12 protein-coding genes and 1 pseudogene are annotated in these 15,211 nt (G+C 63.4%); 6 read left to right on the forward strand and 7 right to left on the reverse strand.

Going from position 1 to position 15,211, the window contains the following annotated elements; all coding sequences use genetic code 11:
- Positions 1-169: 169 nt before the first annotated feature.
- The 4 genes and pseudogenes from PQR08_RS08590 to PQR08_RS08605 form a co-directional block, all read right to left on the reverse strand.
- A pseudogene (locus tag PQR08_RS08590) lies at positions 170-1,688 on the reverse strand (efflux transporter outer membrane subunit).
- Positions 1,685-2,761, reverse strand: coding sequence for an HlyD family secretion protein (locus PQR08_RS08595; protein WP_250485969.1), 1,077 nt, complete (start codon positions 2,759-2,761; stop codon positions 1,685-1,687). Before PQR08_RS08595 ends, PQR08_RS08590 begins: the two are co-directional and overlap by 4 nt.
- Before the next feature lie 11 nt (positions 2,762-2,772).
- Positions 2,773-4,365, reverse strand: coding sequence for an MFS transporter (locus PQR08_RS08600; RefSeq protein ID WP_408161257.1), 1,593 nt, complete (start codon positions 4,363-4,365; stop codon positions 2,773-2,775).
- Entirely contained in the window at positions 4,365-5,039 is a 675-nt protein-coding gene (locus PQR08_RS08605; RefSeq protein ID WP_250485970.1) for an antibiotic biosynthesis monooxygenase family protein, read from the reverse strand. Before PQR08_RS08605 ends, PQR08_RS08600 begins: the two co-directional genes overlap by 1 nt.
- Positions 5,040-5,325: 286 nt before the next feature.
- On the opposite strand from PQR08_RS08605, the gene PQR08_RS08610 reads away from it, so the two are divergent.
- The gene (locus tag PQR08_RS08610) at positions 5,326-6,273 is read left to right on the forward strand and encodes a LysR family transcriptional regulator (protein ID WP_250485971.1); all 948 of its coding nucleotides are present in this window, start codon (positions 5,326-5,328) and stop codon (positions 6,271-6,273) included.
- On the opposite strand, the gene mug is transcribed toward PQR08_RS08610, so the two are convergent.
- Positions 6,252-6,815, reverse strand: a complete 564-nt coding sequence (mug, locus tag PQR08_RS08615; protein WP_250485972.1) for a G/U mismatch-specific DNA glycosylase — start codon at positions 6,813-6,815, stop codon at positions 6,252-6,254. The two genes, PQR08_RS08610 and mug, sit on opposite strands and share 22 nt — an antisense overlap.
- A gap of 7 nt (positions 6,816-6,822) precedes the next feature.
- The gene (locus PQR08_RS08620; RefSeq protein WP_250485973.1) at positions 6,823-7,863 is read right to left on the reverse strand and encodes a GlxA family transcriptional regulator; all 1,041 of its coding nucleotides are present in this window, start codon (positions 7,861-7,863) and stop codon (positions 6,823-6,825) included.
- 251 nt (positions 7,864-8,114) lie between these two features.
- On the opposite strand from PQR08_RS08620, the gene PQR08_RS08625 reads away from it, so the two are divergent.
- From PQR08_RS08625 to PQR08_RS08640, 4 genes are all read left to right on the forward strand, one after another.
- Positions 8,115-10,913 carry a 2-oxoglutarate dehydrogenase E1 component gene (locus PQR08_RS08625; RefSeq protein WP_250485974.1) on the forward strand — a complete coding sequence of 933 codons (2,799 nt, stop codon included), beginning with the start codon at positions 8,115-8,117 and terminating at the stop codon, positions 10,911-10,913.
- Between the two features lie 7 nt (positions 10,914-10,920).
- Positions 10,921-12,747, forward strand: coding sequence for a biosynthetic-type acetolactate synthase large subunit (ilvB, locus tag PQR08_RS08630; RefSeq protein ID WP_250485975.1), 1,827 nt, complete (start codon positions 10,921-10,923; stop codon positions 12,745-12,747).
- A 1-nt stretch (position 12,748) separates the two neighbouring features.
- Positions 12,749-13,042 (forward strand): ArsR/SmtB family transcription factor, encoded by a 294-nt coding sequence (locus PQR08_RS08635; RefSeq protein ID WP_250485976.1) that lies wholly within the window; start codon positions 12,749-12,751, stop codon positions 13,040-13,042.
- 212 nt (positions 13,043-13,254) lie between these two features.
- A complete protein-coding gene (locus tag PQR08_RS08640) occupies positions 13,255-13,449 on the forward strand; it encodes a hypothetical protein (RefSeq protein ID WP_035505105.1) in 195 nt (64 codons plus the stop codon).
- A gap of 26 nt (positions 13,450-13,475) precedes the next feature.
- Here the strand turns inward: PQR08_RS08640 and PQR08_RS08645 are convergent, their stop codons facing one another.
- The gene (locus PQR08_RS08645) at positions 13,476-14,114 is read right to left on the reverse strand and encodes a glutathione S-transferase family protein (protein ID WP_238290197.1); all 639 of its coding nucleotides are present in this window, start codon (positions 14,112-14,114) and stop codon (positions 13,476-13,478) included.
- A gap of 187 nt (positions 14,115-14,301) precedes the next feature.
- On the opposite strand from PQR08_RS08645, the gene PQR08_RS08650 reads away from it, so the two are divergent.
- Entirely contained in the window at positions 14,302-15,210 is a 909-nt protein-coding gene (locus tag PQR08_RS08650; RefSeq protein ID WP_250485977.1) for a LysR family transcriptional regulator, read from the forward strand.
- The last annotated feature ends 1 nt before the right edge of the window (position 15,211 follow it).

Consider the following 15,211-nt stretch of genomic DNA (forward strand, 5'->3'; position numbering starts at 1 on the left):
GACGAACGTCCGTTACGCCTTAAGAGCCGCCCAAATCGGCCCTAGTTGCCGCAACGAGTCGACAAGCGCCGCCCCCGCAAATCCGCGAACAACCACTAAACAACACGCGCAAAAAACCGAGCCCAAACTAACCCGACTGCCACCCTCCGATCATCCACATTCACCGCCCCTAATAACCCCCCTCCCACCCACCCCCCCAGCGACTTGCACAACGTAACGAGATTCTCCGCAGCCGTCGCCTTACTCCGCTCAAGATCGCTTTGCGCCGCGAGCAATTGCTTCTGCACATTAAGCACGTCCAGATAATCAAGCGCCCCAGCCTTATACCGTTGTTGCGCGACCCCGAGCGCCCGTTCATTCAAACTCACCGCCGAAGCCAACCGATCACGCCGCCGCTGCTCAGCGTCATACACGAGCAGCGCATCGTCCACCTCACGCCAAGCCTCGAGCACCGTGCGTTTATAGAGAATCGCCGCTTCCTGCTGCTGCGCTTCCCGAAGCTCCAACGTGCCCTTCAACCGCCGGCCTTCAAAAATCGGGAACGTAATCGAAGGCCCGACAACAAATTGCCCCGACGCCCAATCGGCAAGACTGGAAAGCTGAAGACTCTGAAACCCCGCGCTCCCGTTCAACGAAATACGCGGATAGAAATCGGCCTTCGCCATGCCGATCGACGCCGTGGCCGCATGCAGTTGCGCGTCGGCCTTCTTGATGTCCGGCCGGCGCTCCGCCAGCTCCGATGGAAATCCGATAGGCACCTGCGCAGGCAGCTTCGGCACATCGCGCGCATCGCCCAGCATGTCCCGCAGCGCGCCGGGCTGCTCGCCGAGCAACACGCCGATCGCGTTGATCGTCGTATCGCGGCGCGATTCGAGCGTCGGAATCAGGCTCTCGATCGTTTCCATTTGCGCCGAAGCATTGGCGACATCGAGGTCCGTCGTAACGCCTTCGCGCACGCGGATTTTCGTGAGCCTCACCGCATCGCGAGCGATATCGAGGTTCTGCTTCGTGATATCGAGCAGCGACTGCGTATCGCGCAGTTCAATATAGTCGCGCGCGAGCTCCGCACGCGCCGAGAGCAGAATCGCATTGCGATCTTCGAACGAAGCATCCGACAAGGCGCTCGCGGCTTCGACACCGCGCCGCACGCGGCCCCAGATGTCGAGTTCCCACGAGGCATCGAAGCCGGCCTGATACAGGTTGTAGGCGGGCGAGCCCTTGGAGCCCGGCATCCCCGACACGCCGAGCGGCGCGTTCCCCGACGCCGATTGCGGCTGGCTTTGCGACGGCGTGACCCCGAGCAACGACAGAATGCCGTTCTCGCTGCCGCGCTCGCGGTTATACGATGCCGCGCCGTCGAGCGTCGGAAGCGCGGCCGCGCCCGCAACGCGCTGTTCCGCGCGGCTTTGACGCAAACGTGCGGACGCCGCGGCCACGTCGAGGTTATCGTCGGCGAGGCGCTTTTCCAGCGCGTTCAGAACGGGATCGTCGAACAGCGTCCACCAGTCCGGATTGAAGTCAGCTTCCACCGTCCTGCTCGATGCCTGCGCCGTCTGCGTGCGCTCGAAGACGTCCGGTGTCGCGGTCTTCGGGTGCTCGAAGTCCGGCCCGACCGTGCAGCCCGCCATCGTCAGACAAGCCAGGATGGCGAGCGCGATCGCGCGCAGGGAAATGTCGTTCTCGTTCATTTCGCACCTCCTTCTTGCGCAAGCGTCTCGCCATGCCGGCCGACCGCCACTTCCGCCTCGACCGAAAGACCCACGCTCAGCGCCGATGCGGCTTTCTGCCCGCGATCGATCGTGATCTTGACCGGCACGCGCTGGACGATCTTCGTGAAGTTGCCGGTTGCGTTGTCCGGCGCGATCGGCGCGAAGCTCACGCCGGTGGCGGGCGCGAGACTATCGACACGGCCTTTGATGATCACGCCGGGAAAGCTGTCGATCCTGATCCGCACGCTCTCTCCGGGACGCATCTTCGTGATCTGGTTCTCCTGAAAATTGGCGACGACATAAGCATCCGCGAGCGGAACGATGGCGAGCATCGGCGCGCCCGCCGTGACGAATGCGCCGACGCGCGCGGAGCGCCTTCCGACCTTGCCGTCGACGGGCGCGTGAATCTCCGTGTACGACAGGTTCAGCTTCGCCTGCGCGAGCGCCGCTTCCGCGCGTGCCAGCGCGCCTGCCGCCTTGTCGCGCTGGGTGCGCAGCACATCGAGGTTCTGCTCGGTCGTGGTCAGCGCGGCGCGGTCGTGGGCCTGTTGCGCGAGCTGCTGAGCGAGCGTGCTGGCCGCGCGCTGCTGCTCCTGCGCGGTGCCCGCGCCCGTGTCCGAAAGATTTTGATAGCGCGATGCGTTGGCCCGCGCGAACTCGATGGCGGCGTCGTCGGATCGCAGTGTCGCGCGAGCCTGATCGACAAGCGACGGATGCCGCGCGATTTCGGCATCGAAGTTCGCGACGGCGGCGCTCGCCGCGCTTACGTCGGCCTGCGCGCTCATCAGCGCGGCGTGTAAATCGCTATCGTCGATACGCACGAGCACCTGGCCCGCCTTGACCGATTGATTGTCATCGACGAGCACATCGGCAATCTGGCCAGCGACGCGCGGCGCGACGAGCGTGAAATCGGCCTGAACATAGGCATCGTTCGTGGATTGGCTGGTCGAATCGGAAAGAAGCCTGACGCCCGCCCACGCGACGACGGCGAGCGCGATCACCGGCGTTGCAATGCGAATGAGTCTGGAACGAGAGCGGATGATGGATGACATGAAAGCCTCCCTTAATGGGAAGAGGGCGGCGTAGCGGTCCACGGCGGAAAGATCCGCACGGGCAACACCGGAACGAGGAAAAGAAGCGCGATGGCAACACACGCCATCACGCGATAGAGATCGGCGGACATCAGCACCAATGCCTGTTCATGCACGCGATGGGCGAGTTCGCTGAGACCACTGGCCGTATCGATGCCCTGACTCGTGACGAGCGCCCGATTGCCGAGCTGATCCACGAGCATGGTCGAATGGAAGCGTTCGCGAGCCGTGCCGAGTCCTTCGATCAACGCGGTCGCGGCAGCGGCGCTGAAGGTCTTGAGCGAGTTGAACATCGCGGAGGCGAAGGGGCCTTCGGCTGGCGGCAAACCTGTGGTAACGCCCATCAGGATGGCGAGAATCACCATCGGTTGCGCGGCGATCTGCAAGGACTGAAGCAGATAGAAGTTGTCGCGGATCCATTCGGACGTCATGAAGCTTCCCATCAGGCAGGTCGCGATCATCAGCGAGAGACCGCCCGCCATCACCCAGCGCGAATCGACGCGTTTCAGGTTCAGCAGCGCGGCCGTCAATGGCAGCGCAAGCAGGAGCGGAAGCGCGACCAGCAACGACAGCGGCGCCGTCTGCAGCGGCCGGTACGCGTGAATCCTCGCGAGATGCTGTCCCGGTATCGCGGCCACGCCGACCAGCAGGATCACGGCGCCAGCGAGCGTCGTGAGTCCGTGCGCAAAGTTTCTTCGCGACAGCAACTGGAGCTTGAAGAACGGCACCGGATGAAACCATTCGTTGACGAGAAACACCGCCAGCAACGCAGTTCCGCCGATGAACATCACGCGTATGAAATCCGAGTTCAGCCAGTCCAGACGATCGCCTTGCAACAGGCCGATCACGAGCATCGCGATGGCCGGGCATCCGGTGAGGAACCCCGTCCAGTTGAAGGCGCGAATGCGTTCCAGCTTGAGCGGATCGTCGGGAAGACCTTGCTGGATCGCGATGCAACTCAGCACGCCGAGCGGCACGATCTGCCAGAAAGCCATCTTCCAGCTCGCATACTCGGTCCACAAAGCGGCGAGCGGCGTTCCGAGCGCGGGCCCGAAGATCGCCGTCATCGCGTATCCGGCAAGCCCGTATAGCTTGATTTTCGGCGGCAGATAACGCAGCGCCACGATGATGAGCATCGGCGGCAGACAACCGCCGGCGATGCCCTGCAACACACGCAACGTATAGAGCGCCGGAAGGTTCGGCGCGAACGGACACAGTACGCCGAAGAACATCGTGGCCAGTACGGCGCCGATGGTGAATCGCTTGAGCGTGAACGTGATGCCGAACCACGGCGCAAAGACCATCGTCGCGACGTTGGCCGCTTCGAACAGGGTGGTGAGCCAGGTTCCGTCGTCGTGTCCGATCGAGAGCGCGCCCTGGATGTCGGCCATCGCGAATGCGGTGACCTGCTCGTTCAATATCGCGAGCAGGGACGCGAGCAGCATCCCGATCAGGCCCGCGGCAAGACGCCGCGAGAGCGCGGGCTGCTTCACGGGCGCGCGTTCGGCGGTTGTTTCGCGAGGCGCGTCGAGAACGGATTCGGTCGTGTTCATATGCGTGCCCATCACATCCTGCGTTGTGCCTCTTCGAAGTATTGCGGCGCTTCGCGGCGATCGAACATGCCGTACTCGCGAATCACGCGAATGTGGCGCAGGCGCACATCGATCGGCAGCGTGGCTTCGCGTGAGAACGCATCGGCGGCGCTTTGATCGCGCCACGTCGCCACGGCGATGACGTTCCCCGGCGCGAGCAGCGCATCGAAGACATCCCACGCGACGAGGCCAGGCGCTGCCAGATCGAGCCCCAGCGATTCAGCGACGCCTTGCGCGCCTGTCTGCTTTATCCACGCGGGCTTGCGGCTCGCATCGAGCAGCGTCACGGCCTTGCCTTCACCAATTTCCGTGGCATCCAGACGCTGTTCCAGCAACGCTTGTCCTTCGGGAATGTGCGTGTCCGCGACGACCTGACCGATGCGCAGACGATAGTCCGCGAACACGCGGTCGCGCGCGGCCTGCATGATCTTGTGATGCCGAGCCTCGGTACGCCAGCGCACGAGCGACTTCTCATCGCGCCAGCTCGACAACGACAGCAGCCAGCCGTCGCGGGTCAGGCTCGCGTAGCGCATGTTGTCGATGAAACCATCGATCTTTTCGAGCTCGGGCCGCAGCATCTTCGCCATGCCGAGGTAGGCGTCGAATTGCTCGGGAACGGGATTGACTTCCAGCATGGCAGAGAACATATGAGGCTCTTCGATTAGTTAGTGAAACGATGCAAATCGATGGGGCATATTGGCCACGCATCGCGTAGCTTTATTGTCGGCGACGAAACTTCGTTGTTGAAGGACGAGCGACAGCGCAATCGGGCCAATGAATGTGCCGATTCGGCCAAGGTCATCGAATGCGCATGCAACGGTTCGCCATCGGCCAAAGTGCGTCCGATTCGGGCCATGTCGATGCGCCGCTCACCGCTTCGCCGGACATGCTGCCTACAATCGCAACGCAAACAGCTTGTGGGCGGGATTCGGAATGGACAGATTGCGTGAGATGGAAGTGTTCGTCGCCATCGTCGATGGCGGCGGCTTCACGAGGGCATCGGAAAAGCTGGGCTTGTCGACGGCGGCGGTTTCGCGTGCGCTCAACTCGCTCGAAGCGCGCATCGGCGCTCAACTCGTCGCGCGCACGACGCGTTCAGTGCGGCCAACCGATGCAGGCACGGTGTATCTCGACACCTGCCGGCAGGTGCTCGATGCCGTCGCGGATGCGGACGCGAGCATCGGCGCTTATCACGTCAAGCCGGTGGGAACGTTGACCATCTCGGCGCCCGTGCTCTTCGGCCAGCGATTCGTGGCGCCGCTCATCAATGCGTTCGCGTTGCGTTATCCGGATGTCGGCATCCATGCCGTGTATGTGGACCGCACCACGCGCTTGCTGGAGGAAGGCGTGGATGTCGCCATTCGTATCGGTCATCTCGGTGACTCGACGACGTTCGCGGTGCCGTTGGGTTTCGTTCGGCGTCGGACGTACGCCGCGCCGGCCTATCTCGAAGCTCGCGGCGAACCTGTTCATCCGAGGGAATTGACGCGGCATGACTGCGTGTCTTTCACGGGCGTCACGCATCCGCACGAATGGGTGTTCGCGGAGCGGGGCGCGAGGTTGCCGGTGCGGCTTCAGCCGCGCATGATCGTCGATCTCGCGCCTGCTGCGATCGCCGCCGCGCGCGATGGTGTCGGCATCACGCAGTTGCTTTCCTATCAGGCGGCGCCCGACGTGTTGAGACGCAGACTAAAGCCGATATTCACGTCATTCGAGACCGATCCCTTGCCGGTAAGCGTGCTGCATGTGGAGCGTCGCGGCGCAAGCGGAAAGGTTCGCGCGTTTCTGGAATTCGTGACCGAGACCTTGCGCAAGAACACGCAGTTGCGATGCGGGCACAGAGAAAAAGCGCCGCGCGCTTACGCCGATCGCGCGGCGTGATCCTCATCTGCCGATGCAACGGCCGTGTGAAGCTCGCGATATGCGCTCTCCAATGCATCGAGGCTGAAGGAGCGATTCAGACCGCTCGGGTTCGGCAACACCCATGCATGCACGCCGCCGAACGGTTCGGCCTGAAGTCCCCATGCGATATCGCGCTTGCCGGTAATGGCCGACAGCGCCATCTTCCCCAGAAACGCGATATACCGGGGCGCGAGACTCGCGATCTTCTGCTCGAACGCCGACGCCGCGGCCTCGATCTCGGACCGCGACAACTCATCGGCGCGCGCGGTCGCACGCGCGACTGCGGTGGTGAGGCCGTATCCGTATCGAAGGAACGCGAGATCGTCTTCGGGCTGCAACTGCTCCGGCGTGAAGCCAGCGAGATGCACGACCCGCCAGAAGCGATTGCCTCGTCCCGCGAAGTGATGTCCCGTCGATGCGGCAAGCATCCCCGGATTGATGCCGCAGAAAATCACCGATAACTTCGGCGCGACGATATCCGCAAGAAAGGGCGAGGTGTCGGTCACAGGCGTCGTGCTCATGCAAGACCTATGCGGCTTCCGCCAGTTCCTCCAGCACGAATTCCTTGGCGACGTCTTCATGAGCCAGCGGCCTCGGCAGCGTGCTGATTTGCGCCGTGCCACGAAAACGCTCGCGATACTGCTTCGGCGTGACGTTCAGGCGCCGGGAGAAAGTCGTGCGCATGTGCGTGGCGTTATGAAAACCGCACTTGAATGCGACGGTCTTCAGCGGCGCATCGCTCGATTCGAGCAGCTTCCTCGCGGTATCGACGCGAACCTGTTCGACGAACGCCGAGGGCGTCACCTGCGCGTACTTCGCGAACACTCGCGAGAACGTGCGACGGCTCACCGAAACCGCGCTGGCCAGTTGCTCGATGGAAAGCGCGTCGCCGATATGATCCGTCACATACTGATGCACCTTGCCGATGATCGGCGCTTCTTCCTTGTCCGCCGCGACATAAGGGCTGTACTGCGACTGCCCGCCTTCGCGCTGAATGTAGACCACGAGGCGCTTGGCGACGCGAACCGCCTGTTCGTGTCCCCAGTCTTCCGCCACGAGCGCCAGACACAGATCGATGCCCGCCGATACGCCGGCGGAGGTGAAAAGGCGGCCATCGCGAATGAAGATTTTGTCGGGCTGCACGCATGCGCGCGGGAACGCCTTGCCGAGGCGGCCCGCATCGGCCCAGTGCGTCGTGACCTGCATGCCGTCGAGCAAGCCGGCATGTCCCAGCACGAATGCGCCGTTGCAGACCGAGCCGAACCGCGCGGCGCCGCGCACCTGCTTTTGAAGCCACGAGATGAAGTCGTGGGGCGGGTTCCAGTCGGGCAGGTTCGGTCCGCCGGCCACCAGCAGCAAGTCGTATTGCGTATCGGAATCGAGATAGCCGACCGGGACGACGATCTGCATCCCGTTCGAGCACGTGACCATGCCCGCTTCGCGCCCGACGAGCGAGACTTCATAACGCTGATGATCGGGGAGATGCGTGTTGGCTTCCGCGAACACGTCGAGCGGGCCTGCAACGTCGAGTGCCTGCACGCCGTCGAACAGAACAATGGCGACTTTCATGCCGTGACCTTCGTTAAGTAGGAGCTTCAATCGCTGGGGACGGCCCAGTCTATCCCAACGCTCGCGCGCGAAGTACGCCTTGCCCGGTAATTGACTTTTGCTTCGATGTAACAAGCGAACGCCTGATCGCGCCCAAGCGGGCGTGGCCCAAATCCGGCATCGACTGGCCAGACAACGCGCCAAATGCATGAGCCGCAGCGAGCGTGGCTGACTAGACTTCATCTCGAGAAAGCATTCGAAGGATAGTCATCATGTTGATCGAGACACATCAAAACTCATTTCTGTTCGGCGCCAATGCGCCGTATGTCGAAGAGCAGTACGAAGCCTATCTGGGCGATCCGTCATCGGTCACCGATGAATGGCGCGCCTGGTTCGATGCGCTGAACGACACACCCGCCATCGACGGAAGCGATCGCGATGACGAGCCGCACGCGCCCGTGGTGTCGAGCTTCATCGAGCTTGCCAAAGGGCGGCATGACACGCCGATGTCGCGCGATGGCGGACTTGCGCTTGCAAGAAAGCAGGTCGCGGTGCAGGCGCTCATCGCGGCGTTCAGGACGGTCGGCACGCGCACGGCCCGCCTGGACCCGCTGCAATGGGAGCCGCCGCGCGCGCTTGTCGAACTCACGCCCGCGTACTACGGTTTGACGGCGGCGGACATGACCACGCGATTCAGCACCGCCGACACGTACTTCTTCGACGAGGACGCGACGCTCGAAGAGATCGTCGCTGCGCTGGAGCAAACCTACACGGGCACGCTCGGCGCGGAGTTCATGCATCTCACCGACGCGAACGAACGGCGCTGGTGGCAGATGCGACTCGAATCCACGCGGGCGAAGCCATCGTTTTCGACCGCGGACCAGCGCCGTTTTCTCGAACGCCTGAGCGCGGCCGAGGGACTCGAAAAGCATCTTCACACGCGCTATGTCGGACAGAAGCGTTTTTCGCTCGAAGGCGGCGAATCGCTGATCGTATTGCTCGATGAACTCGTGCGATACGGCGCGTCGAAGAAGGTGCGCTCCGTCGTGATGGGCATGGCGCATCGCGGACGCCTGAACGTGCTGGTCAACGTCGCGGGCAAGCCGCTCGACGCGCTCTTCGACGAGTTCGAAGGCAGGCACGCGGACACGCTTCCGGAAGGCGACGTCAAATATCACAAGGGATTCAGCACCTTCACGCAAACCGCCGACGGAGCGGTGGAGGTCGTGCTCGCATTCAATCCGTCGCATCTGGAAATCGTGAATCCGGTCGTGCAGGGCATGGCGCGCGCGAAAGCGGATGCGATCATATCCGACGATGCCGGCAGCGTGCTGCCCGTCGAAATTCACGGCGATGCCGCGATGTCGGGTCAGGGCGTCGTGATGGAAACGCTGAGCCTTTCCTACACGCGCGGGCATGGCACGGGCGGGACCGTGCATGTCGTCGTGAACAATCAGATTGGCTTCACGACCTCGGACCCGCGCGATACGCGCTCGTCGTTCTATGCGACCGATATCGTCAAGCTGATCGAGGCGCCGGTTCTGCACGTGAACGGCGACGATCCGGAAGCGGTGGCGATGGCCGTGCGCCTCGCGCTCGACTATCGCACGGAGTTCAGGCGCAGCGTGGTGATCGATCTCGTTTGCTTCCGCAAGCACGGGCATCAGGAGCAGGACACGCCCGCGATCACGCAGCCCCTGATGTATCGCGCGATCGCGGCGCATCCCGGCGTGCGCACGCTCTATGCGCGCAAGCTGATCGCGCAGGGCGCGATGACGGCGGAGCAGGTGGAGGCGCTGGTCGGCGCTCGGCGTGAGGTCTTCGATCAGGCGCGCGGCAGCGAGGTCATCGAAGCATCGGGCGCAGCGGATGCGGTTATCCCGACGCGCTACGAGCCGCCGTCGCCAGAGCAAGTGAGCGTATTGGCGCGACGCATAGCCAGCGTGCCCGATGGCTATGAGCTTCATCCGCTCGTCAACAAGCTGCTGAACGCGCGCCGCGACATGGCGAGCGGAACGAAGGCGCTGGACTGGGGCATGGCCGAACATCTCGCGTTCGCTTCGCTGCTCCACGCGGGCGTCGATGTGCGTCTGAGCGGACAGGACAGCGCGCGAGGCACGTTCAATCATCGGCATGCGATGCTGCATAACCAGAAGCGCGCGAGCCGTGCCGACGGCGTGTTCATCCCGCTCGATCACGTTCGCGACGTGCAGGGCCGCTTCACGGTGACCAATTCGATTCTCTCCGAGGCAGCCGTGCTCGCGTTCGAATACGGCTATTCCACGGTGAATCGCGACGCGCTCGTGATCTGGGAAGCGCAGTTCGGCGACTTCGCGAATGGCGCGCAGGTCGTCATCGATCAATTTATCGCGGCGGGCGCGGCCAAGTGGGGACAGCGCAGCGCGTTGACCTTGCTGCTGCCGCACGGGCAGGAAGGCGCGGGCCCGGAGCACGCATCGGCGCGGCTCGAACGATATCTGCAACTGAGCGCGCAGGACAACATGCGCGTGACGCAGCCGACGACGCCCGCGCAAATGTTCCATCTGCTGCGCATGCAGGCGCTTGCTTTCGATCGCCGTCCGCTCGTCGTGATGACGCCCAAGTCGCTGCTCAGGCACGCGGAAGCGGTCAGCACGCTCGACGAGCTGGCTCACGGCGCGTTCCATGAAATTCTGCCCGATGAAGCCCTGGACGCGGCGCGTGACGGCAACGTGGAGCGTGTCATCGTCACTTCCGGGAAGGCGCATTTCGAGCTGCTCGACTATCGCCGCAAGCATGGCATCGACGATACGCCGATCATCCGCGTCGAACAGCTTTATCCGTTTCCATCCGAAGGGCTCGCGGCGGTGCTCGCGCGCTATCCGAACGTGAAGCGCGTGATCTGGTGTCAGGAGGAAGCACGCAATCAGGGCGCGTGGAGTTTCGTCGAGCCGCAGTTGCGTGAGATTCTGCCAGCGGGCGCGACGCTGTCGTATGTGGGACCCGCTGCTTCCGCATCGACGGCGCCGGGCTATCACGGCGAGCATATCGCGCGACAGAGCGATGTCATCACGCGTGCATTCGCGAAGTGAGGCGGCGATGACCCAGCACATCGACGAGGCGATTTCAGGCGCCGACATCATCCTGCGCGTGCTTGCCGAACAAGGTGTCGATACCTTGTTCGGATATAGCGGCGGCGCCATCCTGCCGACCTACGACGCGGTCTTCCGCTTCAACGAAATGCATGCGGATGAGCCGCAGAAGCAGATCCGCTTCGTCGTGCCGGCCAACGAGCAGGCGGCTGGCTTCATGGCGGCGGGCTATGCGAGAGCCAGCGGCAAGGTCGGCGTATTCATGGTGACGTCGGGTCCGGGCGCGACGAACGCGGTCACGCCGATCGCCGACTGCAACGGGGATTCGGTGCCCGTCGTGCTCATCTGCGGACAGGTGCCGCGCGCCGCGATCGGCAGCGATGCGTTTCAGGAGGCGCCGGTCTTCAACATCATGTCGGCGTGCGCGAAGCAGGTGTTTCTCGTGACCGATCCGGACAAGCTGGAACCGACGCTGCGCACCGCGTTCGAGATCGCGCGCACGGGACGGCCAGGGCCGGTCGTCGTGGACGTGCCGAAGGACATCCAGAACTGGAAGGGCGTGTATCGCGGGCAGGGCACGTTGCAGCTTCGCGGCTATTCGGAGCGTCTTCGTCAGATGGCGAAGGGCGATCGTCTCGATGAACGCAAATGCGCGGCATTCTTCGATCTGCTTGCACAAAGCAGGCGGCCGCTTCTGTACGTGGGCGGCGGTGTGATCGCGTCCGGTGCGACGGCCGAATTGCGCCGCTTCAGCGAACGCTACGAGATTCCCGTCGTGACGACGTTGATGGGACTCGGCGCGATGCCCGCGAAACATGAGCGTGTGCTCGGCATGCTGGGCATGCACGGCGCTGCGTGCGCGAACTACGCGGTGGAAGACTGCGACTTCCTGATCGCCGTGGGTGCGCGATTCGATGACCGCGTGGCCGGCGGCCGTCCCGATGCGTTTGCACCGGGAGCGCGCCATGTCGCGCATATCGACATCGACGAAGCGGAGATCGACAAAGTCAAACGGACGCACTGGAATCACGTAGGCGACGCGAAACGCGCGCTGCTTTCGCTGATGGAACACGGTCCGGCATCGCGGGCGCCTTCCGACTGGATCGAGCGTGTGAACGATCTGAAGCGCAGTCATGGCATGAACTACGATCGCGACAGTCGCGCGATTCAGCCGCAATGGGTCATCGAGAAACTCAGCGACATCACCGGCGGGCGGGCGATCATCAGCACGGGCGTGGGCCAGCATCAGATGTGGGCCGCGCAGTTCTTCGATTTCGTCGAGCCTCGAAGCCTGCTGACATCGGGAAGCATGGGAACGATGGGCTTCGGATTGCCCGCGGCGATCGGCGCGCAGTTCGCGCGGCCGGATGCGCTCGTGATCGATATCGATGGTGACGGCAGCATCCGCATGAATGTCGGCGAACTGGAAACGGCGAGCACCTACGGCGTGCCGGTCAAGGTGCTGCTGCTCAACAATTGCGGCGACGGGATGATCCGGCAGTGGCAACGTCTCTTCTACGACGGACGCATGTTCGTGAGCGACAAGGCGCTGCATCGCAAGGATTTCGTGCTGGCGGCGCAGGCCGATGGTTTCGAGTTTGCCTGTCGCGTCCGGACGCCGGGCGAACTGGAAGACAAGCTGCGTGACTTCGTCGCGTTCGATGGCCCGGCCTTTCTCGAAGTGATGATCGATCAGAACGCCGATGTGTTTCCGATGGTCGGACCGGGGCAGAGCTATTCGAGCATGATCACGGGTCCGTTCATCGCATCGCGGTCCGGGCAAGAGACGGTCGTCCCGGCCGCGAAGAGCGAACCTGCGGCGGACATGTTCTGAAATGGACGCCGATCTCATACACAAGGCGCTCGCGAATCCTTTGCGGCGCGAGATTCTTGCGTGGCTGAAAGCGCCGGAAGGTTTCACGCAGACGCACGCCGCATTCGATGGCGGCGTGCCCCTAAGCGCGATTCAGGTACGTAGCGGGCTCTCGCAGTCGACCGTTTCGGCGCATGTCGCGTCGATGATCGAAGCGGGGCTGCTCGTGTCGAAACGGGTGGGATCGTTTCTGCTTCTGTCGAGGAACGAGGAGGTCATTGCGGCGTTTGTGAGGGAGGTGGTGCACGGGCTGTGAGAATCGCGATTGGCGGCTTTCAAACTCCCAATATCCGGGACGACCCGAATTGCCCCGGATGACGACCCCGCCCTATTATCAAATCCCGCTGCTTTTCGCGGCCAGAGGTACCCCCGGGTCATGTGTCCTGAAGCGCGCGCTGAAATCATGCGCGCCCCTGCCTTCAACCGACGCCGACCTACATCAGTTATTCGAACGATCGGGAGACAGGTATGCTCAGCGCACACGAATTTGCAACCCTTATGCTAGTCAAGGACGCCGCCGACCAGATCGGCGACCGGCACGAACTCGACACGCTTCTCGAACGCCAGCTCATCGCGATGGAACAACTCGTGAGCGGCGCCCGCCTGCCTCGCATCACGGAAGACGGCGACCTGCTGCTGCGTGCGGTGCGGCGTCTTCATTGAATCGACCGGCGGGTTCGCCGCCACATTTACGCCGCCAGCCGTTCCTTGTGCGCCGCGACGAGTTCCGCCTCGTCGCGTAACGCCTTGCGTACCGAGGCGCGCGTTTCGATGCGCTCGATATACGCCTTCAGGTTCGTCAGATGATCGAGGTTGACGCCCGAGCGTTCGTGCCACATCGTTGCCCACACATACGCATCGGCGACGGTGAACTGCTCGCCCGTGAGATACGCGCGGCCATCGGCGAGACGCGCGTCGAGTTTGCCGTACGCCTTGAGCAGCTTGTTGCTGTGAAACGCGATGCCTTCCGGCGTCATCAGCTTGCGCATGAGCGGGATATGCTTCTGCGCGATCTCGGTTGCGACGAACGTCAGCAACTGATCCATGCGCGCGCGCTCGATCGTTCCGTGTTTCGGGATCAGTCCGGACTCCGGATGCTGGTCCGCGAGATATGAAGCGATCGTGATCGTCTCCGTCAAGGGTTCAGCTTCGCCGTCGATCTGGAGCGCGGGAACATAGAGCAGATCGTTCACTTCGGCGAAGTCGGACTGATCGGAGGTCGTCTTGCCGAATACATCGAAATGCACGAGTTCGGGCGCGAGACCCAGTTCGTTGGCGACGGCTTGCACCGCGAGCGAACAGGTGGCCTGAGCGATAAAGAGTTTCATGGTGTGCCTTGTATCGTTGAAGGAGTGCCGGGAGTGCTTCCCGTTGGAATGAAGTATCGCGGGAATCGTCGCGCCGATAAACGCCGCCGCGGGCGTCGCACCGTCGCTCGCGCGGAGACAATCGGCATGGCGGGCGACGTCCGGGCAACGCTGCTACAGTGCTTTGCACCAACAAAAGGGGCGAGCAATGAGCGAGCGCGTCGATGCACCGATCAACGAAATCGCCGTCTTCGTGGCGGTCGCGCAAACCGGCAGCTTCACGCGCGCCGCGGAAGAAATGGGCCACAGCAAGTCGAACGTGGGCAAGGCGGTGCAGCGGCTGGAAGCGCGGCTCGGCACGCGCCTCTTTCAACGCACGACGCGCGCCGTGCGGCTCACGGAAGATGGCGAGACCTATCTGCAAGCCGCGCGCGATGCGCTCGACGGACTGCGCGAAGCCGAGCAGCAACTCGCGGCGCGCCGCTCGGAGCCGGCCGGACGCGTGAAGATCGACGTGCCCGCGGGCTTCGGCAGGCTGCTGCTGCCGAGTTTTCTCGACTTTCGCGCGCAGCATCCGAAGGTGACGCTTGAGCTTGCGTTGACCGATCGCATGTCGGACCCGATCGGCGAGGGCTGGGATGTCGTCGTGCGCATCGGCGCGCTGCCCGAGGACAGCGAACTGACGGTGCGCAAGCTCTGCGATCTGCGCAGCGGCCTGTATGCGTCGCCGGAGTATCTCGATCGCAAAGGCACGCCTGAGAGCATCGATCAACTGGGCGATCACGACGCCGTCATCTTCCGTGGTCCGATGGGGCGGTTGCGGTCCTGGTCCTTGCGCGACGGTGCATCGGCGAAAGAGTTCGCGCCGCAGCCGGTGCTCGTGCTCGCGGACGGTCAGGCGCTCGTCGAGGCGGCCGTCGCGGGCTTCGGGATCGCGCAGATTTTCGATCGCGTTGCGCTGCCGCATGTGCGCGCAGGCAGGCTCGTGCACGTGTTGCCCGAAGCCGATGTCGACGGCCCGCCCGTGCACGCGATCATTTCGCTCGGCCAGAAGATGGCCGCCAAGACGCGCGCGGTCGTCAATCATCTCGCCGAGACCTTGCAGCGCACGGCGTAAT

Source organism: Caballeronia jiangsuensis (assembly GCF_046030135.1).
Classification (GTDB): Bacteria; Pseudomonadota; Gammaproteobacteria; order Burkholderiales; family Burkholderiaceae; genus Caballeronia; species Caballeronia jiangsuensis.

Excerpts from the sequence above, each read along its gene's own strand:
- mug (WP_250485972.1), bottom strand. The coding sequence starts at position 6,815 with ATGAGCACGACGCCTGTGACCGACACCTCGCCCTTTCTTGCGGATATC.
- PQR08_RS08605 (WP_250485970.1), bottom strand. The coding sequence starts at position 5,039 with ATGTTCTCTGCCATGCTGGAAGTCAATCCCGTTCCCGAGCAATTCGAC.
- ilvB (WP_250485975.1), top strand. The coding sequence starts at position 10,921 with ATGACCCAGCACATCGACGAGGCGATTTCAGGCGCCGACATCATCCTG.
- PQR08_RS08610 (WP_250485971.1), top strand. The coding sequence starts at position 5,326 with ATGGACAGATTGCGTGAGATGGAAGTGTTCGTCGCCATCGTCGATGGC.
- PQR08_RS08620 (WP_250485973.1), bottom strand. The coding sequence starts at position 7,863 with ATGAAAGTCGCCATTGTTCTGTTCGACGGCGTGCAGGCACTCGACGTT.
- PQR08_RS08635 (WP_250485976.1), top strand. The coding sequence starts at position 12,749 with ATGGACGCCGATCTCATACACAAGGCGCTCGCGAATCCTTTGCGGCGC.
- PQR08_RS08650 (WP_250485977.1), top strand. The coding sequence starts at position 14,302 with ATGAGCGAGCGCGTCGATGCACCGATCAACGAAATCGCCGTCTTCGTG.
- PQR08_RS08645 (WP_238290197.1), bottom strand. The coding sequence starts at position 14,114 with ATGAAACTCTTTATCGCTCAGGCCACCTGTTCGCTCGCGGTGCAAGCC.
- PQR08_RS08595 (WP_250485969.1), bottom strand. The coding sequence starts at position 2,761 with ATGTCATCCATCATCCGCTCTCGTTCCAGACTCATTCGCATTGCAACG.
- PQR08_RS08640 (WP_035505105.1), top strand. The coding sequence starts at position 13,255 with ATGCTCAGCGCACACGAATTTGCAACCCTTATGCTAGTCAAGGACGCC.
- PQR08_RS08600 (WP_408161257.1), bottom strand. The coding sequence starts at position 4,365 with ATGGGCACGCATATGAACACGACCGAATCCGTTCTCGACGCGCCTCGC.
- PQR08_RS08625 (WP_250485974.1), top strand. The coding sequence starts at position 8,115 with ATGTTGATCGAGACACATCAAAACTCATTTCTGTTCGGCGCCAATGCG.